Consider the following 22420-nt stretch of genomic DNA (forward strand, 5'->3'; position numbering starts at 1 on the left):
CTGACGATCAGGCCAGTCGGGTCTAGCAGTGGTGAATCTGCAACCGGGGGATGACCCCAGCGCTTCCGTGGTGGTCAGGGACGGTCATCTACCAGCTGATCGTTCGCAGCTATTCCGATGGGAATGGCGATGGCACCGGTGATTTCAAGGGGCTTGCGGCGCGGTTGCCCTATCTGCGTTGGCTGGGGGTCAACACCCTCTGGTTGACCCCGATCTATCCCTCCCCCCTGCGGGACGGGGGCTACGACATCACCGATTTCACCGGAATCCATCCAGACCTGGGGGATCTCTCCTCCTTCCATCGGTTCCTCACGGCGGCCCACAGCCAGGGCATGCGCGTGATTTTGGACCTGGTGCTGAACCACACCAGTGACCTGCATCCCTGGTTCCAGCGGGCCCGCTGGGCTCCCAAGGGCAGTCCTGAACGGGATGTGTACGTCTGGAGCGACGACCCCAAGCGCTACGCCGAGGCACCGGTTCTGTTCCGGCACTTCGAGGCTTCCAACTGGGAGTGGGATCCGGTTGCCGAGCAGTACTACCTGCACCGTTTTCTGCGTCATCAACCCGATCTCAATTACGAGAATCCCTGGGTGCAGGACACGATGCTGGAGGTGGTCGACTTCTGGCTGGATCGCGGCGTTGACGGGTTCCGTTTGGATGCGGTTCCGTTCCTGTTCGAGTCAGAGGGCACCCGCTGCGAGGGGTTGCCGGAGACCCACGCCTTCCTCAAGCGATTGCGGGAGCGGGTGGATGCCCATGGCCGTGATGTGCTCTTGCTGGGAGAGGCGATTCAGCCGGTGGAGGAGGCCGCTCCATACCTGTCGGATGACGAACTGCATGGAGCGTTCAACTTCGTGCTCACCGCCCATCTGTTTGCCGCCATTGCCAGTGGCCGCACCCACCAGCTCGGGGAGTGTCTGATGCAAGCCGAGCAGGCGGTATCTGGTGCTCGCTGGGCCCTGCCCCTGCGCAATCACGATGAACTTTGGTTGGGGGATGGCCATCTCATCAGCGATGAGGTGATTCAGACCATCCGGGTGGGCCTGCCCCAGGGACAGGGGCATTGGTTGAACTGGGGCATCAACCGACGCCTGGCTCCTCTTCTCAATGGCGATCCACGCTCCAACCGGTTGCTGCATGGGCTCCTCTACAGCCTTCCAGGGATGCCCTGCCTGTATTACGGCGATGAACTGGGCATGGGCGACTGGCCCGGTCTGCGGGACCGTGATCCAAACCGCACGCCGATGGCCTGGACGCCGGCCCGCAACGGTGGCTTCTCCACGGCTCCTGATCCGCTGTTGGTGCTGCCCCCGATCACCGCTCCCGGTTACGACTACCGCGTGGTGAATGTGGAGGTGCAGAAGCAGCTGCCGGGGTCGCTGCTGAATTGGCACCGGCGCATGCTCACCTGCCGCCGGCTGCTGCCAGCACTGCGGCATGGAAGCTTCCGCTTGCTGCACAGCCCCCACCCCGGAGTGCTGGTGTATCTCCGCTGCACCGAGGCGATGACGGTGCTCGTGGCCGCCAATGTCACCGCAGCCGGAGCCTCGCTGAGTTTGGATCTTTCGGAGTGGGCTGGTCAGCGCACCCGTGAGGTGATGTGGGGTTGTGAATTCCCCCCTGCTTCACCGGAGTGGTTTGTGAATCTTCCGCCCTATGGATTCAACTGGTGGTTGATCGGAGAAGTGGAGCCCGCAGCCACGCCCGCCTGATTCAGCAGCTCCTCCACCTGAGGCCTCAGTCGTTCGGCCTCGTTCAAATCCACCATGGCCAGACGGCAGCGGCGGGCCAGCACATCGCTGCTGCTTTGCGCATGTTCCCGCTGAATCGAATGGTCCAGTTCTGCGCCGCAGAGCGGGATCACCGGGCTGAGGGGTTCGCGTCGGCTGGGTTCCGCGGGCTCGATTAAGGCCACTGCCTCCAAGCCATAGGTGCTTTGGAGGTGGGCGACTTGTGAGGCTTTGAGGGCGGTGTCGGGAAGCAGGGCTTCGAGTTGTTGTCTCTGACGGCGGAGCCCGTCCTGGGTGGCTTCCAGCGACTCCGCTGCACCCCGCAAGGGCATTGCTTCAGGGGTGGGCAGCGCCTTTCCTAGCTGGCGTTCCACCGCGGTCAGGGTGTCTTCAGCCATCGGCCGGCAGGTGGTCCATTTGCCCCCCATCACGCTCACCAGGCCGCAGGCCAGGGTTTCCACCTCGTGCTCTCGCACCACACGGCTGCTGTCCATGGCTTGGTCCGCTGGCTTCAGCAGCGGCCGTCCCCCCGCCCACCGGCTGCTCACCTGCGGATGCTGGAGCAGGGGAAACCAATCACGCACGTAGTTGAGCAGGTAGGCCTCCTCCTCTGGAGAAGGGGATGTGGCGTTTTCCTTGGTGCAGGCTTCATCCGTTGTCCCCACCAGGGTGCGGCCGTGGAAGGGCAGCATGAACAGCACGCGTCCATCCGCGGTGGATGGCACCAGAAGCCCAAGCCCTTCCGGGCAGAGGTTCTGCTCCAGCACGATGTGGGCCCCACGGCTGGTGAGCAGCCTTGGGGGAGCATCAGCCTCCGCCATCTGGCGGATCTCATCCGCCCGGATGCCCGTGGCATTCACAAATGCTGAGGCGCGCCAGCGTTCCCGTTGGCCTGTGGCGGATTCACTGATGGCGGCCTTGAGCTGGCCTGTGCCGTCGGTCTCCAGCTCCACCACCCGGCAACGGGTGCGCAGGGTTGCCCCCCGTTGCTCGGCGGTGAGGGCCAACAGCAGGTTGAGGCGTGCATCGTCGAACTGCCCGTCGCTGTAGGCCACGCCGCCCTGACACGGCTTCAGCAGAGGCAGGGCCTGACGCATCTGCTGCTGGGACAGCAGTCGGCTGTGGCCGATGCTTCGCTGGCCGGCCAGGGCGTCGTACATCCCCAGACCAAGTCGGTAGTAGGCCTGTCCCCAGAGCTGTTGTGTGGGCAGGGCCAGCTCGAGTCGTTGGGCCAGGAACGGTGCCTGGGTCAACCAGTGGCTCCGTTCGAGCAGGGCTTCCCGCACCAGCCTCAGCTGGGCCAGGTCCAGAGTTTTAAAGGCCAGCTCCAGATAGCGCACCCCGCCATGGAGCAGCTTCGTGCTGCGGCAACTGGTGCCACCGCCGATGTCTCCGGCCTCGAGCAGGGCCACGCTCAGCCCCCGTCGTGTTGCCTCATAGGCCACGCTGGCACCGCTGGCACCGGCGCCGATGACCAGCAGGTCCACCTGGTGATCAGCCATGCCACCCCAGGCTTCTGGAGACGGCGTCCTGCCAGCGTGTGCGCCAGCGGTCGCGCTGGGATGCATCCATCTGCGGGTGGAACAATTCCGCTCCGTCCCTCCTTGCGGTTGCGAGCTGCTCCAGGTCGCTGATCACCCCAGCCTGGAGGCCTGCGAACAGCGCCACCCCCCGGGCGGTGCTCTCGAGGCTGGCGGGTCGCCGCACCGTCAGACCGGTGCAATCCGCCTGCGCCTGCAGCAGAGGATCGGAGGCCGCGGCGCCACCATCCACCGCCAGTTCACCCAAGCCGCTCCCGAGGGCCTGTTCGGCGAGCTCCACCAACGTCGCTACCGACAGGGCGATCCCCTCAAGTGCAGCGCGGGCGATGTGACCGCGTCCGCTGTCACGGGTGAGGCCCACCAGAACACCGCGTGCCTGGGGATCCCAGTGCGGTGTCCCCCAGCCGGTAAAGGCGGGCACGAGCATCACCCCCCCTGAATCCGGCACCGAACGCGCCAGTTCGTTCACCTGGGGAGCTTGATCAATGATCTGCAGCCCATCCCGGAGCCACTGGATCACAGTGCCGGCGTTGAACAGACTTCCCTCAAGGCAGAAGCTGGGTGTTCCAGCGGCATCCGTCCAGCCGAGGGTGCTGAGCAGCCCTGCATCTGAGCGGCGGACGACATCGCCGGTGTTGATCACCAGAAAAGCCCCCGTGCCGTAGGTGCACTTTCCTTCTCCGGGCTGCAGACAGAGCTGGCCCAGGGTGGCGGCCTGCTGGTCGCCGAGCATGGCCTGGATCGGCAAGCCTGCAAAGGGAAGGTCCGCAGCCATGCGCCCGAATTCTCCGCGGCAGGGCAGCAGTTCGGGTAGAGCGCTGGCGGGGAGCCCTGTGGGCTCTCGGAAATCATCCACCCAGCGCTGCTGCTCCAGGTCCATCAGCAGCGTTCGGCTGGCATTGCTCATGTCACTGCCGTGGCGCTGGCCGCCGGTGAGTTGCCAGAGCAGCCAGCTTTCCACCGTGCCGAAACAGAGGTCATCGCTGGCTGCGGCAGCCTGGGCGTCGTCGTAGTGATCGAGCATCCAGCGGATCTTGCTGGCACTGAAGTAGGGGTCGAGCAACAAGCCCGTGCGCCGGCACCACTCCTGCTCCAGTCCCTGCTGCTTCCAGGCGTCGCAGATGGCGGCGGTGCGGCCGTCCTGCCAGACGAGGGCCGGTCCGCAGGGGAGGCCATTGCTGCGGCGCCAGAGCACGGTGGTTTCCCGTTGGTTGGTGATGCCGCAGCTCACCACTGCCTTGCGCTGCCCCTCACTGAGCTTCGAATCGAGCAGCACCAGGGCCTGCCGCTGGCTGGTCCAGATCTCGATCGGGTCCTGTTCCACCCATCCATCGGCGGGGTAGGAAATCGGCAGCGGTGCACTGGCGCTGAGCACCAGATCTCCGGAGCTGCTGAACAGCGCGGCTCTGGAGCTGCTGGTGCCCTGATCGAGGGCAAGAAGGAGAGGCTGCTCAGCCATGGCCAATGTCTTTCTCTCCTGCTAGCCAGGAGATGGCTGACTGCAAAGGTTTTGGCAGCGACCACGCCGTTTCAAGACCCACCTGCTTGGGTGGCGGATGCGGTGATCTATCAGATCTTTCCCGATCGTTTCCGGCGCAGTGGCCGCGTTGATGCGCAGCGCCATCTCGCCTTGAAGCCATGGGGTTCCGACCCTTGCGAGGGGGGATTCCAGGGCGGGGATCTCTATGGCGTGATCGATGCCCTGGATGAGCTTCAAGGCATGGGCATCACCTGCCTTTATCTCACGCCGATTTTCAGTTCAGCCGCCAACCATCGCTACCACGCCTACGACTATTTCGAGGTGGATCCCCTGCTGGGGGGCAATGCAGCACTCAGGGACCTGATCGATGCCGTGCATCAGCGCGGCATGAGGTTGGTTCTGGATGGGGTGTTCAACCACTGCGGCCGCGGCTTTTGGGCCTTTCATCACGTGGTGGAAAACGGTGCGGATTCGCCGTACCGGGATTGGTTCCATGTGCACCGTTGGCCCCTGCAGCCCTATCCCGCCCCTGACGAGGACTGCGGTTACGACGGTTGGTGGGCCTTGCCGGATCTGCCCAAGTTCAACCATGCCAATCCCGGGGTTCGGGAGCATCTGCTGGCGGTGGGCCGTCACTGGCTCGAGCAGGGGATTGACGGCTGGCGTCTCGACGTCCCTGCCGAGGTGCCGGCGGACTTCTGGGTTGAGTTCCGGCAGATGGTGCGGGCGACCAACCCGGAGGCCTGGATTGTTGGCGAGGTTTGGGGTGATGCGACCCCCTGGCTGCAGGGCGACCACTTCGATGGCGTGATGAATTACCGGTTGGGATGGAGCAGCCTTTGCTGGGCCGCCGCTGAAGCGTTGCGGCGGGATTACCGTAATTCCGACTATCCCCTCGACCCCCTGGATGGGCAGGCTTTGTTGACCATCTGGACGACCACAACGCGTTCCTACCGGGAGGTGGTGAACAGGGCCCAGATGAACCTGCTCGACAGCCACGACGTGCCCCGTGCACTTCACAGCCTCAACAACGACGTTGCGGCCCTGAAGTTGGCCCTGCTGCTGCTCTTCCTCCATCCGGGAGCGCCATGCATTTATTACGGCACTGAAGCTGCCCTCGCGGGTGGTCCTGAACCGGGCCCCTCCAGCGGTCCTGGACCGGCCTGCCGTGAGGCCTATCCCTGGGACGTTCCCTGGAGTGCTGATCTGCGCCCATTCATCCAGTCCCTTGCAGAACTCCGCTCTGCCCATGGGGTCTTGCGCAGGGATGGTCTGCGCTGGTCAGCTCCTGGGGCTGACGTGCTGGAGGGCGTTGCGGATGGCCTGCGGGTCGTGATCAACCGAAGTCGCTCCACCCCTGTGCCCCTAACCATCGAGTCGGGACAATCCCTCTTATGGACGCTGGGGCTTGTTGACAACCAAATCGTCAGCCCGCAATCAGCGGCTGTTCTGGGGTCTTAACCCCTCTCCCCCCGGTGCCGTGGGGAGCAAGAAAGCCCTTGTCGAGACTTGAACTCGAGACCTCTCCCTTACCAAGGGAGTGCTCTACCGCTGAGCTACAAGGGCATGTGGGGATGGGCCGGGTTGGATTTGAACCAACGTAGGCAGAGCCAGCGGATTTACAGTCCGCCCCCATTAACCACTCGGGCACCGACCCGAACCACACCGCAAGAACTTACCAGTCGGTGTGTCCTTCCCCACGATCTCGATACGATCTGCCGAGCTGAACCGATCTCCAGCCATGCACGTTCTGCTGCTGAACGGTCCGAATCTGAACCTGTTGGGCCAGCGTGAGCCTGGAATCTATGGCCATTCCTCCTTGGCGGACATCGAAGCGGCGCTGACCCGGGAGGCGGAGCAGGAATCCGTGCAGCTGGACTGCTTTCAAAGCAATTTCGAAGGTGCCCTGGTGGACCGGATTCACCAGGCCATGGGCCGTTGCGATGGAATCTTGATCAACGCCGGGGCCTACACCCACACGTCCATCGCCATCCGTGATGCCCTGGCTGGCGTCACGATTCCCTATGTGGAATTGCACCTCAGCAACACCCATGCACGGGAAAAGTTCCGCCATCACTCGTTTCTGGCTGAGCGGGCTGTGGGTGTGATCTGTGGGTTCGGTCCCGCCAGTTACAGCCTTGCCTTGAGGGGATTGCTCAGCCATCTGCGCCGGAACGCATGACCAGCACTGCTCCAGCACAAATTGTTTCCTCCAAGACAGCTCCCACCAAGACAGTTCCTTCAAAGACAGTTCCGTCAAAGAAAGTGGCGTCGATCCGCTGGCTGGCTGCGCCCACCAGCTGGAGCTGGGTGGAGCAGGCCAACGCCAGGCCGATGGAGGTGCTGATCGATCACGCCCACTGCGAACGCAAGGCTGCCGGGGCTGCGGTGCAGATGATGTTCCGCTACCTCTGCGAACCGGGTCTGGGTGAAGCTCTCAGCCCTCTGGCGCGGGAAGAGCTGGAGCACTTTGAGCAGGTGCTGGCGTTGATCAAGGCCCGGGGGCGCTACCTGGAACCGCTGCCTTCCCCGGGCTACGGCGCTGATCTCGCCAGGCAGATCCGTAAAGGTGAGCCGCAGAGAATGCTCGACTCGTTCCTGGTGGCGGGTCTGATCGAAGCCCGCAGCCATGAGCGCATGGCCCTGCTGGCGCAGCACAGCCCGGATCCTCAGTTGAGGGAGCTTTACAGCGATCTGTTGGCGAGTGAAGCCCGCCACTTCGGCCTGTACTGGGTGTTGTGTGAGCAGCGCTACCCGCGGGAGCTGATCGTTGAGCGCCTCGAAGTGCTGGCCCTGGCCGAAGTGAAGGCGCTGGAAGGGGAGTTAGAACGCCCTGAAGACGTGCGGATGCATTCCTGTGGTGTAGATGCCCCACAGATCAGCAGTCAGATCAGCTGAGCCGCCTCCTGCAAGGCCTCCAGCCTGGATGGCCGAAGCACCCCCTCCACGCCAAATTGGCGCAGCCGTTGTTCGAGGCTGTGGTTGGCTCCGGCGATGAACAGGATGCGGCCCGCTGATCGTGCTTCCTCCACCATGCGTTCGATGGCGAGGGTTGCGGTGACACCGATGCGGGACACGTCCGTGAGGTCAAGGATCAGAACCCTGTAGCTCTGGATCAAGCCCATTCGGGCACTGATGCCTTTGGCGGCGCCAAAACTCAGAGGGCCGCGCAGACGAAACAGCATCAAGGCCTTGCCGCAGCGCAGGATCAGGGCTTCCTCCTCCGGGGAAAGATTGGCGTGCAGTGCATCCGTGGCATCGGAGGGGTTGTCCTCTTCCATCCCTTCCAGTTGGGACCGCGTGATCGCATCAACGGTCAACAGGTTGGCCACGAACATCCCCACCAGAACGCCCCAGATCAGGTCCCAGAACACCGTCATCAACAGCACGGCGTACATCAGCGCGGCTGTTTTCGCCGACAGGCGATGGGCGCGAAGCAGAAAGCCCCAATCGATGATGTCGAGCCCGACTTTGATCAGGATTCCCGCCAGAAGCGCCGTGGGGATCTGTGCCGCAAGGGGGCCTGCCCCCAGTAGCACAAGCAGCAGCACCATGGAATGGGTCATGCCCGACCAGGGCGTCTGGCCACCGGATTTGATGTTGATCACCGTTCGCATGGTGGCTCCGGCACCGGGAAGGCCGGAGAGAAACCCGGCCGCGGTGTTGGCGATGCCCTGGCCGATCAGCTCACGGTTGGAGTCGTGGTTGGTCTGGGTGATGTTGTCGGCCACCAGGGAGGTGAGCAACGAGTCGATCGCCCCGAGCAGGGCGAGAACCATGCCGGCTTTCACCAGCTCTGGTAGGTGCTGACTGAAATCGGGAACCACCAGTTGCAAGCCCCCCTCCGGGATGGCTCCGATCCGGGCGATGGGTTCAAGGCCCAGCTCCAGCAGTCGGTTGTCGTTGAATAACAGCAGTGACAACGGCGTCACAATCAGCAGCGCCAGCAGAGGCGTTGGCACCCATTGGCGGATCCGCAGGGGGGTCAGAAACACCACAGCGAGTGTCATCAAGCCAACGGCGAGCGCGGCTGGATTCCAGCTCGGGGCATCGATCAGCGAACTCAGGGACGCAACCACGCCGCCCCCGGTGCTCACCCCGATGAAGGGTCCAAGTTGCAGCACAAGGATGATGAAACCGATTCCCGACATGAAGCCGGAGACCACCGAGTAGGGCACCAGGGTGATGAAGCGCCCCAGCCGCAATACCCCGAGCAGGGTTTCGAACACACCACCGATCACCACAGCGGCCATCACCAACGGCAGCATCTCGCCGGCATTGAGATCACGACCGATGCCGATGGCGGCCAGGCTGGAGACGATCCCCGCCACGGTGACGCTCATGGGTCCGGTGGGTCCGCTCACCTGGGCGGGAGTTCCCCCGAGCAAGGCCGCCAGGAATCCGGTGACGATGGCGCCGTAAAGGCCATAAATGGCGCCGCCTGGCCCCAGTGCGGCATTGCCGAAGGCCAGGGCAAGGGGCAGCGCGACCACGGCGGCCGTCAATCCTCCGAGAAGGTCGCCTCGGATGTTGCGTTGATGCAGGCCGTGAATCAGTGCCATCTCAGTTCAGACCACTCCAGCGGCTCAGGGCTTCCAGGGACTGAACCCCAACTTTTCGGCGTCCATCGGGGAGAACCCAGGTGGGATAAGCCCGGATCTCTGCGGCGTTGCAGGCTTCGGCTTGCTCCGGCAGCTGCTTCGGCTTGCGGCATTCCACATAGATCACGTCCGCTCCGGCCTGTTTGCCGAACAGGTTCATCTGCTTGAAACAGGCCGGGCAGGTCCAGGCGCCATAAAACTTGGCCCCCATCGCCTTCAGATGCTGCGTCAGCTCGAGGGCCTGCTGGCTTGAGTCTTGCAGGGGCTCTCCGATCGTGCTGGTCCAGGGAGCTGCCAATACCGGTGGGCCACCGATCGCTCCGCCAGCTGCGACCAGCACGGATGCCAGCAGGGATGAAGCCATGCTCCTCATGCTGATGCAGTGGTTGGCCTGAAGCTAGGTCGCATTCAGGCGTTCGGGCTTCCCTCCATGCGGAAGCAACAACGCAAGCCCTGTTGCGGTGAAACTGGATTCACCACTGGATGGGTATGGCAGGCAGCGGATACAAGGATTATTTCCAGGTGCTCGGTGTTGATCGCAGCGCTGATGCCAATGCCATCAAGAAAGCTTTTCGCAGCCTGGCGCGCCAATACCACCCTGACGTCAACCCTGGTGATGCCCAGGCTGAAGCGCGGTTCAAGGAGATCAGTGAGGCCTACGAAGTGCTCTCCGACCCCGAGAAGCGGCGTCGTTATGAGCAATTCGGCCAGTACTGGAACCAGGCCGGTGGCATGGGCGGGGGAGCCGCACCCGGGATGGATGTCGACTTCGGTCGCTACGGCAATTTCGACGATTTCATCAACGACCTGCTGGGCCGTTTCGGTGGTCCAGGCGGCGGTGGCTTCCAGGGGGGTGGTTTCCCTGGGGGCGGATTTCCCGGCGGGGGATTCGCAGGGGGCGGTTTCCCGCGTGGTGGCCAGGCTTCACGCCCTCCGGTAAATCTCGATGCCGAAGCATCGGTGAATGTGACCTTTTCGGAGGCCTTTCGCGGTGGAGAACGCAGCCTCTCGGTGAACAACGAGCGCGTTCAGGTGCGCATTCCCGCTGGGGTGAAGAACGGCTCGCGGCTGCGGTTGAAGGGCAAGGGCAACCTGCAACCGGGAACCGGACGGCGCGGCGATCTCTACCTCAACCTCAAGATTCAGGATCACCCGATCTGGCGCCTGGAGTCGGATCAGCTGCGGGCCGATCTCCCTGTCAGCCTCGATGAACTGGCCCTTGGAGGCATGGTGTCGGTGATGACGCCCGATGGTGAGGCCCAGGTGAGCATTCCGGCCGGCACCGCCCCGGGCCGCAGTTTGCGGCTGAAGGGCAAAGGCTGGCCGTCGAAGACCGGTCGCGGTGATCTCCTGCTCACGCTGACGCTGGCCATGCCTGCCTCGTGGAGTGAGGAGGAGCGTCGGTTGTTGGAGCAACTGCGTGCCAATCGCACGGATCATCCACGTCAAGAGTGGCTTCGTTCGGCAGCCCTCTGATCGGGTGACCCTTACGATCACACCTTGTGTTTGGGTCTGATGGAGCTCACCTACCGCCCCCGTCGTCTTCGGCGTACGCCCGCCCTACGCGCCATGGTGCGTGAGCACAGCCTCTCGGCTGCAGACTTCATCTATCCCCTCTTTGTGCATGAAGGCGCTGAGGTGGAGCCAATCGCTGCCATGCCTGGTGCCAGCCGTTGGAGCCTTGCGGCCCTCACCGGCGAAGTGCAGCGTGCCTACGACCTTGGGGTGCGTTGCATCGTTCTCTTCCCCAAGGTGTCTGAGGGACTGAAGACCGAAGACGGGGCTGAGTGCTTCAACGCCAATGGCCTGATCCCGCGAGCGATCCGCCAGATCAAGGAAGCCATCCCCGAGATGGCGATCATGACCGACGTCGCCCTGGATCCCTATTCCTGCGATGGTCATGACGGGATCGTCAGCCAGGACGGCGTGGTCCTCAACGACGAGACGATTGAACTGCTCTGCAAGCAGGCCGTTGTGCAGGCTGAAGCGGGCGCTGATCTGATCGGTCCCAGCGACATGATGGACGGCCGGGTCGGTGCCATCCGTGAAGCCCTCGACGACGAAGGCTTCGAACATGTGGGCATCATCAGCTACACGGCGAAGTACTCCTCCGCGTACTACGGCCCCTTCCGTGAGGCCCTTGATTCCGCTCCCCGTGCCGCCGGCAGCAAGCCGATCCCCAAAAACAAAGACACCTATCAGATGGATCCCGCCAATGCTCGGGAAGCCATCACCGAAGCCCAGCTCGATGAGCAGGAGGGCGCCGACATCATGATGGTGAAGCCAGGTTTGGCCTATCTCGATATCATCCACCGACTGCGCGAGGAGTCGGAACTCCCCATTGCTGCCTACAACGTGAGTGGTGAGTATTCGATGGTGAAGGCCGCGGCGGAGCGGGGCTGGATCGATGAAAAGGCCGTTGTGCTGGAGACGTTGCTGAGCTTCAAGCGCGCCGGTGCTGATCTGATCCTCACGTACCACGCCTGCGATGCAGCGGCTTGGTTGAAGGAGGCTTGATCCGATGGCAACAGCCGATCAACCCAAAGGTGTGGATCGTCTCGGTCACGTTGCGATCCGTGTTGAGAACGTTGATCGGGCTGTTGCCTTCTACACCGATCTGGGCATGCGTCTGGTCTGGCGTGCCAACGACTGGTGCTATCTGGAAGCCGGGGAAGGTCGCGATGGACTCGCCTTGTTGGGCCCGGATTACAAAGCCGCTGGCCCACATTTCGCCTTCCATTTCCGCGATCGTGAGGAGGTGGATGTGATTCACGACCGTCTCAAGGCGCAGGGTGTGCACGTTGGTGCCGTCCATGACCACCGCGACGGCACGGCGTCTTTTTATCTGAAAGATCCGGAAGGCAACTGGCTCGAAATGCTTTATGAACCCCCCGGTGGCATCCCCTCCAACTGCAACTGACTTGAGTCAAGGGGCGGATCGGGCTCAGCAGGAAACCCTTGAACTGCTGGAGTGGCATCGGGTCTGTGACCATCTCAGCGGCTTTGCCAGCACTGGCATGGGCCGTGATGCGGCCCGGGTTCAACCGCTGCCCGCCAGCCTGGAGGAGTCGAAACAGCGCCTGGCCGAGACGGTTGAAATGGCGGTGCTCGATGACCTCACTGAGGGGGGGCTCAGCTTCCGCGGTGTTCAGAATCTTGAGCCCGTTGTGCTGCGCTGCAGCAAGGGAGGCGTGGCCTCCGGTGAAGAGCTGCTGGCCGTAGCGGAAACATTGGCAGCGGCCCGTCGCCTGCGCCGTCAGATCGACGATCCCGAGCTGCGCCCGGTTTGCACCGCGTTGATTGAAACGATGGTGACGCTGCCGGAGTTGGAGCAGCGGCTCAAATTTGCGCTCGAAGAGGGCGGCCGTGTCGCTGATCGCGCCAGCTCGGCGTTGTCGGCGCTGCGGCATCAATGGAACGGTCTGCGCCAGGAACGTCGCGACAAACTTCAGGAGCTGCTGCGGCGCCTGGCCCCATCCCTGCAGGACAGCGTGATCGCCGAGCGTCATGGCCGTCCTGTCCTGGCGGTGAAGGCCGGTGCGGTGAGCCAGGTGCCGGGTCAGGTGCACGACAGTTCGGCCTCAGGCAGCACCCTCTTTGTTGAACCCCGCTCGGTGCTCACCATGGGCAACAAGCTTGTGGAGCTGGAGTCCCGCATCCGGGATGAGGAACGCAAGGTGTTGGCGGAGCTGAGTGCTCTGGTGGCTGAAGAGGCGTCCGCCCTCAACCAGGTGGTGGCCGTGCTGCGCGGGCTTGATCTTGCACTGGCCCGTGGGCGTTACGGCCGCTGGCTTGGTGGCGTTGAGCCTCAGCTTGAGGCGGCAGCGGAGGCTCCGTTTCGCTTTTCAGGTCTGCGGCACCCACTGTTGGTGTGGCAGCACAAGCGCGCGGACGGGCCGCCCGTGGTTCCCATCTCGGTTGAGGTGTCGCCGGAGCTGCGGGTGGTGGCGATCACCGGGCCGAACACCGGTGGCAAAACGGTCACCCTGAAAAGCATTGGCCTTGCTGCACTGATGGCACGCGCCGGCATGCTTTTGCCCTGTTCGGGGCAACCTTCCCTGCCCTGGTGTGCCCAGGTGCTGGCGGACATCGGAGATGAGCAATCCCTCCAGCAGAGCTTGTCCACCTTCAGTGGTCATGTGAAGCGCATCGGGCGCATTCTTGAGGCGCTGCAGCGCGGTGGTTCTCCAGCCCTGGTGCTGCTGGATGAGGTGGGTGCTGGAACGGATCCCAGCGAGGGAACGGCCCTGGCCACGGCTCTGCTCAAGGCTCTTGCGGATCGGGCTCGGCTCACGATTGCCACCACCCACTTCGGTGAACTCAAGGCCCTCAAATACGACGACGCTCGTTTTGAGAATGCCTCTGTTGCTTTCAATCCTGAGACCTTGTCCCCCACCTATGAATTGCTGTGGGGAATTCCAGGACGCAGCAATGCACTGGCGATCGCGACGCGCCTTGGGCTCGATTCCGATGTGCTTCACCAGGCTCAGCAGCTTCTGGCCCCAGGGGGTGATGGTGAGGTGAACAGTGTGATCCGTGGCTTGGAGGAGCAACGGCAGCGCCAGCAGGCCGCGGCAGAAGACGCTGCAGCACTCCTGGCACGCACGGAGCTGCTGCACGAGGAGTTGCTGCAGCGCTGGCAGAAGCAAAAGCAGCAGACCGCGCAACGCCAGGAGCAGGGCCGTCAACGCTTGGAGCAGTCGATCCGTCAGGGCCAGAAAGAAGTTCGCACGCTGATTCGCCGTCTGCGGGATGAACGCGCGGATGGGGAAACCGCGCGAAAGGCTGGGCAACGGTTACGCAGCTTGGAAGACCATCACCGCCCAACCCCTGAACGGCGTGCACCCAAGCCGGGCTGGCGTCCATCTGTGGGGGATCGCGTGCGCTTGCTCGCCCTCGGCAAGGCTGCAGATGTGTTGGCCATCACCGATGACGGCCTTCAGCTGACGGTTCGTTGTGGGGTGATGCGCACCACGGTGGATCTGGCGGCGGTGGAAAGCCTGGATGGGCGTAAGCCGGAGCCACCTCCAAAGCCGGTGGTGAAGGTGCAAGCCCGTTCCGTCGGTGGCGGTGGTGCACAGGTACGCACCAGTCGCAACACCCTTGATGTGCGTGGCATGCGGGTGCATGAGGCCGAAGCGGCGGTTGAGGAATGCTTGCGCAGTGCCAATGGGCCGGTTTGGGTGATCCACGGCATCGGCACGGGCAAGCTCAAGCGCGGCCTGCGCGCCTGGCTGGACACGGTGCCCTATGTGGAACGGGTGACCGATGCCGAGCAGGGGGACGGCGGACCGGGCTGCAGCGTTGTTTGGGTGCGCTGAGCTGGTTCAGGCGCTTCAGTGGCTAACGGATCGCTTCACCATCCGCATCAAACAACCGCCAGCCTGTGGGGTCAGGGTCGAGGTGGATGGCATCGCCGGCAGTGATGTTGATCTCCGTTGAAGCTCGGACCTGGATGAGTTGATCACCATCCAGGAGCCGACAGGTGAGGATCTGCTCATTGCCCAGACGCTCGCAATGGCTCACCTCGGCTTGCAGATTCCGGTTTGTTGCCGGTGCCAGATGCCAGTGTTCAGGCCTCAACCCTGCGGTGAGGTGTTGGCCTTCTCGTTGAAGTAAAGGCTCGACCATTGCGCCTTCAACCTGAATGCGCTTGTTCCCCAGCATCAGAGTTGCATTGGGCCCCACCGTGACGGGCAAAAGGCTCATCGCTGGGCTGCCAATGAACTGGGCCACGAAGATGTTGGAGGGCCATCTGTACAACTCCATGGGGGTCCCGAGTTGCTGCAGGCGCCCTTGGTTCAATACAGCGATGCGGTCCCCCATGGTCATCGCTTCCACCTGGTCGTGGGTCACATAAACCGTCGTTGTTCCCAGTTCTCGCTGCAGCTCGACGATTCTTTGGCGCGTGCTCGTTCTGAGTTTGGCGTCGAGATTGCTCAGCGGTTCATCCATCAAAAACACCTCAGGATTGCGCGCCATGGCGCGTCCGAGGGCGACCCGTTGTTTTTGTCCGCCGGACAGTTCCTTGGGCCTCCGATCGAGCAATTCCGTGAGTTCCAGAGATCTGGCAACGGTGTTCACCCGGGCTTCGATTCGTTCTTCTCTGACCGACCGCACCCTCAGTGGTTTGGGTAAGGCGCGCGTGGCTCGAAAGGCTTGATCTTGGATGCGCTGGACGGTTGATCTCGCCTGGCTTCTGCGCAGTCCGAAGCTGAGGTTGTCCCGCACGCTGAGATGCGGGTAGAGCGCATAGCTCTGGAACACCATGGCGACGTTGCGGCGCGCTGGCGGTACATCGCTGATGGGCCGGGACCCGATTCTGATTTCGCCGCTGGTGGGGCTGTCGAGACCAGCGAGCAGTCGCAGCAAGGTGCTTTTGCCGCACCCCGAGGGACCGACCAGCACCAAAAACTCGCCATCGTTGATCGTTAGATTCAACTGACGAATCACCTCAACGGGATCACCGCTGCCGCGTCCTGGGAAGGTCTTGCTGAGGTCTTCGAAACGGACGCCGGCCAACGACAGAGCTGCAGCGGCTGAATCTTAGGGTTATGGATTGGATTGAGCCGGCAGCACCGTGCAGTTCATCGATCAGGCACGGATCACGGTCCGAGGCGGGCGCGGCGGCGATGGCATCGCTGCATTTCGCCGTGAAAAGTATGTGCCCGCCGGAGGCCCCTCCGGAGGTGACGGCGGGTGTGGGGCTCCAGTGGTTCTCGAGGCCGACAGCAACCTGCAAACCCTGCTCGATTTCAAATACAAACGCCTGTTCGCCGCTGACGATGGGCGACGCGGTGGTCCGAACAAATGCACCGGTGCATCAGGGAAAGACCTGGTGATCAAGGTGCCTTGCGGCACGGAGGTACGCCATCTGCGCACCGGCATTCTTCTGGGAGACCTCACCACCCCGGGTGAGCGTCTCACCGTTGCCTTCGGTGGGCGAGGTGGTTTGGGTAATGCCCATTACCTGAGCAATCGCAACCGCGCTCCGGAGAAATTCACCGAGGGCCGTGAGGGTGAGGAATGGCCCCTGCAGCTGGAATTGAAGTTGCTGGCTGAGGTGGGCATCATTGGTCTTCCCAATGCCGGCAAGAGCACTTTGATCGCCGTGCTGTCGGCAGCGCGACCCAAGATTGCCGATTACCCCTTCACCACCTTGGTTCCCAACCTTGGTGTGGTGCGCCGTCCCAGTGGAGATGGAACCGTGTTCGCGGATATTCCAGGCTTGATTGAGGGGGCCGCCCAGGGCGCTGGTCTTGGCCACGACTTTCTGCGTCATATCGAACGCACCCGTCTGCTGATCCATCTCGTGGACGCAGGATCCGAGGATCCCGTGGCTGACCTGAACGTCGTCCAGCAGGAGCTGGAGGCCTATGGCCATGGTCTGGTTGATCGACCCCGTCTGCTGGTGATCAACAAACAAGAGTTGGTGGCAGAAGAGGATCTCCCCAGGTTGCGGCAGGACCTTGAAGCGGCGAGTGGTCGTCCCGTGCTGTGCATTTCAGCCGCCATGGGAACCAACCTCGATCAGTTGCTGGCCGAAACCTGGGCCGAGCTCGGAGTGTGAGCTGATGCTCCAGACAATCTTCATGTGATCAGCCACACCGATGCTTGTGGCCTGATCGCGGGGGAGCCATAACGGGAATGTCTCTCCCATGACATGACCTTTTACACCTGTCTGGACAACAAGGGCGACGTGATCGCCCGGTGCCAAACGAAAGAGGATGTTGCTGTGCTTCAACGCATGGGACGCCCGATCGCTGAAGTGAAGGCAATGCGGAAAGAGGAGGCTGTCGTCTGCAGCCTGACCGGCAGCCCCTCCGATTTCAACGAGGACTATTAAGCCCTCGTTGGATTTCACGCGCTGGTTGACTCAGTCGTCGTAGACGCGGCACTCGTCTGCATCGGGATTGGCCTCGCAATGCAGCTCGAGGGAGGTGGGGTCGTGGCTGTCGCCGGGGTGGTGTTCCTTGTATTCCTCCAGCGACTTCAACTCATCGGTGAGGTGACGAACCTTGGCGTCGTCTCCAGCTGCTTTGGCAGCTTCAATTTCCGATTGATCCTTCTGGATGTGTTCGTCGATGGACTTCATGAATTCAGACCGTGGCCTGGCTGCACCTTACGGCGATTCATCGGTTTTGGAGTGGTGGAATCCCACCCCATGACGATCCGAAAACGCTGATTTGAAGTGGCGGTAGCCTTGGCTACAACCACAGCTCCAGATCGTTGATCAGGGCGCCAATTCACTGAGTTCCAGCCAGCGTTCTTCCGCTTGTTCAATGCGGTTGATGATCTCAGCCAGATCAAGGCTCACTTTGGCCATGTCAGCGCCCGCCTGGGTCATCTGCTGTTCCAGCTCCTCTTTCTTCAGCTCCAGTTCAGGCAGCTGTTGATCAAGCGCCGCAAGCTCCTTGTTTTCTTTGAAGTTGCGCCGCCGCGGACCGTCGCGCTTGGTCTTGCGGCTGCTCTCTGGTTTTGGTGTGGAGGGTTTGCTCGCCTGGCTTTGGCTGCGTTCCTCCTGGCGCTGCTGCTCCAGAAACGCGCTGTAGTTCCCTTCAAACCGATTGAGCCGTCCTTGGTCGAAGCAGAACAGGCGATCAACGGTGCGATCGAGGAAATAACGGTCGTGGGAAACAACGATCACGCAGCCCCGGAAGTCTTCAAGAAAATCCTCCAGGACGCTGAGGGTCTGAACATCCAGATCGTTGGTGGGCTCGTCCAACAGCAACACGTTGGGCGCCTGGATCAGCATCCGGCAGAGGGTGAGGCGGCGGCGCTCGCCTCCCGAGAGCTTGGCCAAGGGGCTGTGCTGCTGGGCTGGTGGAAACAAAAAGCGTTCCAGAAGCTGGGATGCAGTGACCTGTTCACCCCCCAGATCGATCCGGCTGGCGGCTTCTTCCACGAACTCGATCACTTTGCGATCGAGCCCTTTGCCTTTGTTGAAGTCTTCGGTGTGCTGGTCCAGGTAGCCGATGTGCACGGTCTCCCCAAGCAGCAGGCTGCCCTGGGTTGGCTCGCGCCGTCCGGCGATGAGATCAAGCAGGGTGGATTTGCCGCTGCCGTTGGGGCCGATGATGCCGATTCGGTCTTCAGGGCTGAAGCTGTAGCTGAAGCCATCGAGGAGTGGGCGACCTTCCCCGCTGCCATCGGCTGTGACCCCAACGGCTTCCGCTTCGATCACCTGTTTGCCGATGCGCCGGCTGATGCCGGTCATCTCCAGCTTTGCTTTGGCCTGATTGGGTTTCTGCTCGCGCATCGCTTCGATGCGTTGCAGTCGCGCCTTCTGTTTGGTGCTGCGGGCCTTGGGGCCCTGGCGTAGCCAGGCCAACTCGCGGCGAAGCACGCTTTTGAACTTGGCCGCTGAGGCCGCTTCAGAGGCCTCTTCTTCGGCTTTGTGCTGCAGAAAGGTGCTGTAGTTCCCCTGATAGGTGCGGGCCTGGCCTCGGTCCACCTCCACCATCCGCCGCGTCACCCGATCGAGCACATAGCGGTCATGGGTGACCAGCACCAGAGCGCCGGGATAGCGATCCAGCCAGCTCTGCAGCCATTCCACGGCAGCGGCATCGAGATGGTTGGTGGGCTCATCCAGCAGCAGCACATCGGGGCAGGCCACCAGGGCTGATGCCAGCCCCACCCGCTTGCGGTATCCGCCGGAGAGGTCGTCGACCGGGCGCTGGAGATCGCTGATGCCCAATTTCTGCAGCACTTCCCGGCATTGCTGCTCCAGGCTCCAGGCGTCCTCTTCATCCATCCGTTGGCTGAGCTGACCCAGCTCCGCCATCAGTGATTCATTGCTGGGGTCTTCCGCGATGGCGTCGCTGAGGGCGCTGAAGCGCACCAGCAGATCCCGTTTGGCACCACAGCCCTCCAGCACCTGCTCCAGCACCGTGAGCCCCGGGGTGATCCGGCTCTCCTGACCCACCAGCTCCACCCGAAGCCGGGGTGAGCAGCGGCGTTCCCCCTCACCGAGTGGCTCTTTCCCTGCCAGCACCTTCAACAGGGTGGATTTGCCGGCGCCATTGGGTCCGATCAGCCCGAGCCGTTCTCCTTCAGCGATGTGGAGATCGAGATCGGAAAAGAGGGTGCGGATGCCGAAATCCTTGGCCGCACCAACCAGGCTGATCAGACTCACGGCGTGCCAGCGGGCAGTTGACCGTCCAGATAAGCAAACACGCTCTTGTCGCCCACATCCGCTGCTGCCTCCATGCCGAATTTGCGCAGGGCCAGCAACACCAGTAGCAACGCTGCACTTTCCAGGAGTGCTAGGCAGAGGGGGCCATTGATCAGACCCACTAGATGCCCCAGCAGCGCTGCCGGCAGCAGCAAGGTGAGGCCGATGGCTTCGGGCCGTTGGAAGCAGAAAAACTCCTTGAAGCCGATGCCCGCCAGGGCGGCAAACAGCGGCCCGATGGCCAGGATCCACAGCGGCTGATCCTGGAGGGTTGAGAGCACTTCGGTGGGGCCGGCCTTCACCAGCAGGGCCCCCCAACCGACGCAACCACTGAGCCAGAACAGTTGCAGGGCGCGGTGCAAGGGGCGGAGGTAGATGTGGATCCAGCGCAGTGCCAGGCCCAGGGCCGTGGCCATCGGCAGCACCCAGAGCAATGCCCAGGGGCTATCGGTCTGCCACCACTGCAGCACTCCTGCAGCCAGGCTGAGGCCGGTGATCAACAGGGCGATCCGGTAGGAACGCACCTCCTGGCGATCAGTAGCGGTGATCGAGTAAGGGCCGTAGACACCTTCAAAGGTTGGATCTGCGCTGGTCATCCCGACGCCGCCGTGCTGTTCACCAGTGTGCTCAGGTCAGGACCGGCTGGAACGATGCCGCCGGGATTGAGGGGGAACAAGGCACCGAAGTAGTCGTTTCGCCAGGCGTGGCCGTCGCAGGTGTCCGCAATGCCCGGCAAGGCGTAAAAGCGTTGTCGCCATGCCCAGAGGTGTGGGTAGTGCCAGAGCGGCTGCCGACTGCAGCCGAACAGAGGCGCATAGACCAGCTCCCAGCGGATCAAGGTGGGGAACAACCGCACGTCCGCCAGGGTCAGTGTTGTGCCGCACAGCCATGGACCATTGGTTTCGAGGCTCTGCTCCACCGCAGCAAGGGCGGCGAAGAGATCGGCTTCAGCCCGGTCGTAGGCCGCTTGGTTGCGGGCGAAACCGCAGCGGTACACCCCATCGTTGATGGCCGGTTGCAGCCGCTGCTGCCAGGCCTGGATCCTGTCGGTTTCTTCTGCCGGTGCCAGGTCCACAACAGTGTCTTGATGGGGCCAGCGGTTCAACAGCTCCACCAGTGGTGCACTGTCATTGCTCAGCAGGCTGCGCGTCTTCGGATCCACCAGCACAGGCACGGTGGCCCGGTAGCTGGGGGGGGCGCCGCAGTGCTGATACAACTCCAGCAGGGTGTCGCACCCCTCCCAGGCTGGATTGAGGGCCCAGCGTCCAGCGTTGTGATCCGCCTGTGCCATCACGAGGGTGAGGCTGTTGTGCAGATGGCGCAGCTGATGCATCAGCCAGGTGCGGTGGGCCCAGGGGCAACTGCGCCCGATCACCAGGATTGGCCGTTGGTCTGCGCTGCGCTGGAGCAGGTCTTCGGGGTTTAAAGCCGGCGGGCTGAGTGGATCACTGCTTGGGCGGGTGTAATTGCCGGCCGCATCGGCTGGGCCCAGCCCACCCATGAGCCGTTGCCATTGCCAGCGCCAACTGCGACGGGCGGCCGTGACCACGACAGGTGGGATCGACATGGCGCGGTTTGGATCGCTTCCATCCTCGCTGTGACTCGTGCTTCAGTCAGAACTTGGTTCGCTGTGGTCCATGAGCAGCTGTGGCGTTCTTGTGGTGGCCGGCACCCACGGCAATGAGGTCAATGCCCCTTGGTTGCTGCAGCAGTGGCAGGCCAACCCTGATCTGATCAACGCTGCTGGCTTGGCGGTGCAGAAGGTGATCGGCAACCCGGAAGCGTTGCGCCGCCGCTGCCGTTACGTCGATCGTGACCTCAACCGCTGCTTCCTCCCGGAACAGTTGGAGCAGGGGGCCCCCGGCTTGGAGTTCCAGCGTGCTGGGGAACTCCTGCGCTTGCATGGCCCGAGCGGCGAGCAGCCTTGTGCTGTGGCCATCGATCTGCACAGCACCACAGCGGCCATGGGCAACTCCCTGGTGGTGTATGGCCGGCGTCCTGCTGATCTCGCCCTCGCGGCTTTGGTGCAGGGAGCGCTTGGCCTGCCGATTTATCTGCACGAAGCCGATGCTCAGCAGACCGGCTTCCTTGTTGAATCCTGGCCCTGCGGCCTGGTGATCGAGGTGGGCCCTGTGCCGCAAGGTCTGCTCAATGCCCGGGTCGTTGAACAGACCCGTCTTGGCTTGGAAACCTGCCTGAGAGCCTTGGATCAGGCACATCAGGGCTTGGCCCGGCTGCCGGATGCTCTGGTGGTGCACCGTCACCTGGGGAGTTTGGATCTTCCGAAGGCGGAGAAAGGAGAGCCTCAGGCCCTTGTGCATCCCGAACTGCAGGGACGCGATTGGCAGGACATCAGCTCAACCCAGGCGATGTTCCGTGCTGCGGATGGCACCGATCGTGGTGAAGCGTGGGTTGAGGGGGAGATTCCGGTGTTTGTGAATGAGGCGGCCTACGCGGAGAAAAGCATTGCTTTCTCCCTCACGCGCCGGGAGGTGTGGCCCGTGCAGCCCACGTGGCTGCCGGCCTTGCAGCAGCTGCTCTGTGCGGCCTAACCGCAGGCCCAAACACCTTTCCCTTCTTGAGAGCAGATCAGATTGCTCGTCTGACCATTGGCCCAGTACATCCGCAATCGGTCGTCCTCGGTGCCGATCCGCAGGGTGAGGGATCGCAGCGGACCGGCCGGGGTTTTGCTGTCGGCATCGCCGCCGGGCGACTTGATTTGTTGCAGCTCCTGCTCCAGTTGGTTGATGCGTTGTTCTAGCTGTTTGATCGAAGCGCTTGCGTTGGGTTGGTCGCCGCTTGAGCTCACCAGTCCACAGCTGGTGAGACCAACCGAGGTCAGCCCTAGACAAATCAGAGGAATCAAACGCTGCATGGGCCTGTGCTGATTGGCC

21 protein-coding genes and 2 tRNA genes are annotated in these 22420 nt (G+C 62.8%); 11 read left to right on the forward strand and 12 right to left on the reverse strand.

What is annotated here, in order from left to right; translation table 11 throughout:
* Nucleotides 1-50 precede the first annotated feature (50 nt).
* Nucleotides 51-1712 (forward strand): alpha-amylase family protein, encoded by a 1662-nt coding sequence (locus tag SynRS9907_RS02470; protein WP_188021699.1) that lies wholly within the window; start codon nucleotides 51-53, stop codon nucleotides 1710-1712.
* Here the strand turns inward: SynRS9907_RS02470 and SynRS9907_RS02475 are convergent.
* Nucleotides 1655-3232 (reverse strand): glycerol-3-phosphate dehydrogenase/oxidase, encoded by a 1578-nt coding sequence (locus SynRS9907_RS02475; protein ID WP_188021700.1) that lies wholly within the window; start codon nucleotides 3230-3232, stop codon nucleotides 1655-1657. The two genes, SynRS9907_RS02470 and SynRS9907_RS02475, sit on opposite strands and share 58 nt — an antisense overlap.
* A complete protein-coding gene (glpK, locus tag SynRS9907_RS02480) occupies nucleotides 3225-4730 on the reverse strand; it encodes a glycerol kinase GlpK (protein WP_188021701.1) in 1506 nt (501 codons plus the stop codon). The genes SynRS9907_RS02475 and glpK overlap by 8 nt, the downstream gene beginning before the upstream one ends.
* A 51-nt stretch (nucleotides 4731-4781) precedes the next feature.
* On the opposite strand from glpK, the gene SynRS9907_RS02485 reads away from it, so the two are divergent.
* Nucleotides 4782-6212 carry a glycoside hydrolase family 13 protein gene (locus SynRS9907_RS02485; RefSeq protein ID WP_188021702.1) on the forward strand — a complete coding sequence of 477 codons (1431 nt, stop codon included), beginning with the start codon at nucleotides 4782-4784 and terminating at the stop codon, nucleotides 6210-6212.
* A 33-nt stretch (nucleotides 6213-6245) separates the two neighbouring features.
* Here SynRS9907_RS02485 and SynRS9907_RS02490 read toward each other — a convergent pair.
* Nucleotides 6246-6317: transfer RNA gene (locus tag SynRS9907_RS02490), tRNA-Thr, on the reverse strand.
* 9 nt (nucleotides 6318-6326) lie between these two features.
* Nucleotides 6327-6408, reverse strand: a tRNA-Tyr gene (locus SynRS9907_RS02495).
* An 84-nt stretch (nucleotides 6409-6492) separates the two neighbouring features.
* Between SynRS9907_RS02495 and aroQ the strand changes: the two genes are divergently transcribed.
* Complete coding sequence (gene aroQ / locus SynRS9907_RS02500; protein WP_188021703.1) at nucleotides 6493-6933, forward strand: type II 3-dehydroquinate dehydratase; 441 nt, start codon at nucleotides 6493-6495, stop codon at nucleotides 6931-6933.
* On the forward strand, nucleotides 6930-7649 hold the full coding sequence (locus SynRS9907_RS02505) for a tRNA-(ms[2]io[6]A)-hydroxylase (protein ID WP_255445961.1): 720 nt from the start codon (nucleotides 6930-6932) through the stop codon (nucleotides 7647-7649). The genes aroQ and SynRS9907_RS02505 overlap by 4 nt, the downstream gene beginning before the upstream one ends.
* On the opposite strand, the gene SynRS9907_RS02510 is transcribed toward SynRS9907_RS02505, so the two are convergent.
* Nucleotides 7637-9313, reverse strand: a complete 1677-nt coding sequence (locus SynRS9907_RS02510) for a SulP family inorganic anion transporter (protein ID WP_188021705.1) — start codon at nucleotides 9311-9313, stop codon at nucleotides 7637-7639. The two genes, SynRS9907_RS02505 and SynRS9907_RS02510, sit on opposite strands and share 13 nt — an antisense overlap.
* Before the next feature lies 1 nt (nucleotide 9314).
* Complete coding sequence (locus SynRS9907_RS02515) at nucleotides 9315-9716, reverse strand: vitamin K epoxide reductase (protein WP_188021706.1); 402 nt, start codon at nucleotides 9714-9716, stop codon at nucleotides 9315-9317.
* A gap of 125 nt (nucleotides 9717-9841) precedes the next feature.
* Between SynRS9907_RS02515 and SynRS9907_RS02520 the strand changes: the two genes are divergently transcribed.
* From SynRS9907_RS02520 to SynRS9907_RS02535, 4 genes are read left to right on the forward strand one after another with little or no spacing between them, the layout of a single operon-like run.
* Entirely contained in the window at nucleotides 9842-10828 is a 987-nt protein-coding gene (locus tag SynRS9907_RS02520) for a DnaJ C-terminal domain-containing protein (protein ID WP_188021707.1), read from the forward strand.
* A 39-nt stretch (nucleotides 10829-10867) separates the two neighbouring features.
* Entirely contained in the window at nucleotides 10868-11869 is a 1002-nt protein-coding gene (gene hemB / locus SynRS9907_RS02525) for a porphobilinogen synthase (protein WP_038557395.1), read from the forward strand.
* Between the two features lie 4 nt (nucleotides 11870-11873).
* Entirely contained in the window at nucleotides 11874-12272 is a 399-nt protein-coding gene (locus tag SynRS9907_RS02530) for a VOC family protein (RefSeq protein WP_038556565.1), read from the forward strand.
* Nucleotides 12235-14673, forward strand: coding sequence for an endonuclease MutS2 (locus tag SynRS9907_RS02535; protein WP_255445962.1), 2439 nt, complete (start codon nucleotides 12235-12237; stop codon nucleotides 14671-14673). Before SynRS9907_RS02530 ends, SynRS9907_RS02535 begins: the two co-directional genes overlap by 38 nt.
* 22 nt (nucleotides 14674-14695) lie before the next feature.
* Here the strand turns inward: SynRS9907_RS02535 and SynRS9907_RS02540 are convergent, their stop codons facing one another.
* Nucleotides 14696-15874: an ABC transporter ATP-binding protein gene (locus tag SynRS9907_RS02540; protein ID WP_188021709.1), complete on the reverse strand. Its 1179-nt coding sequence runs from the start codon at nucleotides 15872-15874 to the stop codon at nucleotides 14696-14698.
* 58 nt (nucleotides 15875-15932) lie between these two features.
* Between SynRS9907_RS02540 and cgtA the strand changes: the two genes are divergently transcribed.
* On the forward strand, nucleotides 15933-16922 hold the full coding sequence (cgtA, locus tag SynRS9907_RS02545; protein ID WP_186514716.1) for an Obg family GTPase CgtA: 990 nt from the start codon (nucleotides 15933-15935) through the stop codon (nucleotides 16920-16922).
* Between the two features lie 93 nt (nucleotides 16923-17015).
* Nucleotides 17016-17198, forward strand: coding sequence for a hypothetical protein (locus SynRS9907_RS02550; RefSeq protein WP_188021710.1), 183 nt, complete (start codon nucleotides 17016-17018; stop codon nucleotides 17196-17198).
* Between the two features lie 30 nt (nucleotides 17199-17228).
* On the opposite strand, the gene SynRS9907_RS02555 is transcribed toward SynRS9907_RS02550, so the two are convergent.
* From SynRS9907_RS02555 to SynRS9907_RS02570, 4 genes are all read right to left on the reverse strand, one after another.
* Nucleotides 17229-17447 (reverse strand): CP12 domain-containing protein, encoded by a 219-nt coding sequence (locus SynRS9907_RS02555; protein ID WP_011363519.1) that lies wholly within the window; start codon nucleotides 17445-17447, stop codon nucleotides 17229-17231.
* Between the two features lie 138 nt (nucleotides 17448-17585).
* Nucleotides 17586-19487, reverse strand: a complete 1902-nt coding sequence (locus SynRS9907_RS02560; protein ID WP_188021711.1) for an ABC-F family ATP-binding cassette domain-containing protein — start codon at nucleotides 19485-19487, stop codon at nucleotides 17586-17588.
* On the reverse strand, nucleotides 19484-20122 hold the full coding sequence (locus SynRS9907_RS02565; RefSeq protein WP_188021712.1) for a DUF2301 domain-containing membrane protein: 639 nt from the start codon (nucleotides 20120-20122) through the stop codon (nucleotides 19484-19486). The genes SynRS9907_RS02560 and SynRS9907_RS02565 overlap by 4 nt, the downstream gene beginning before the upstream one ends.
* Entirely contained in the window at nucleotides 20119-21093 is a 975-nt protein-coding gene (locus SynRS9907_RS02570) for a glutathione S-transferase C-terminal domain-containing protein (RefSeq protein ID WP_188021713.1), read from the reverse strand. The genes SynRS9907_RS02565 and SynRS9907_RS02570 overlap by 4 nt, the downstream gene beginning before the upstream one ends.
* Before the next feature lie 70 nt (nucleotides 21094-21163).
* On the opposite strand from SynRS9907_RS02570, the gene SynRS9907_RS02575 reads away from it, so the two are divergent.
* Nucleotides 21164-22078: an aspartoacylase gene (locus SynRS9907_RS02575; RefSeq protein WP_188021714.1), complete on the forward strand. Its 915-nt coding sequence runs from the start codon at nucleotides 21164-21166 to the stop codon at nucleotides 22076-22078.
* Here SynRS9907_RS02575 and SynRS9907_RS02580 read toward each other — a convergent pair.
* Entirely contained in the window at nucleotides 22075-22401 is a 327-nt protein-coding gene (locus tag SynRS9907_RS02580; protein ID WP_188021715.1) for a hypothetical protein, read from the reverse strand. The two genes, SynRS9907_RS02575 and SynRS9907_RS02580, sit on opposite strands and share 4 nt — an antisense overlap.
* Nucleotides 22402-22420 lie beyond the last annotated feature (19 nt).

The sequence above is a fragment of the Synechococcus sp. RS9907 genome, from assembly GCF_014279615.1.
In the GTDB taxonomy this organism is placed as follows: Bacteria; Cyanobacteriota; Cyanobacteriia; order PCC-6307; family Cyanobiaceae; genus Parasynechococcus.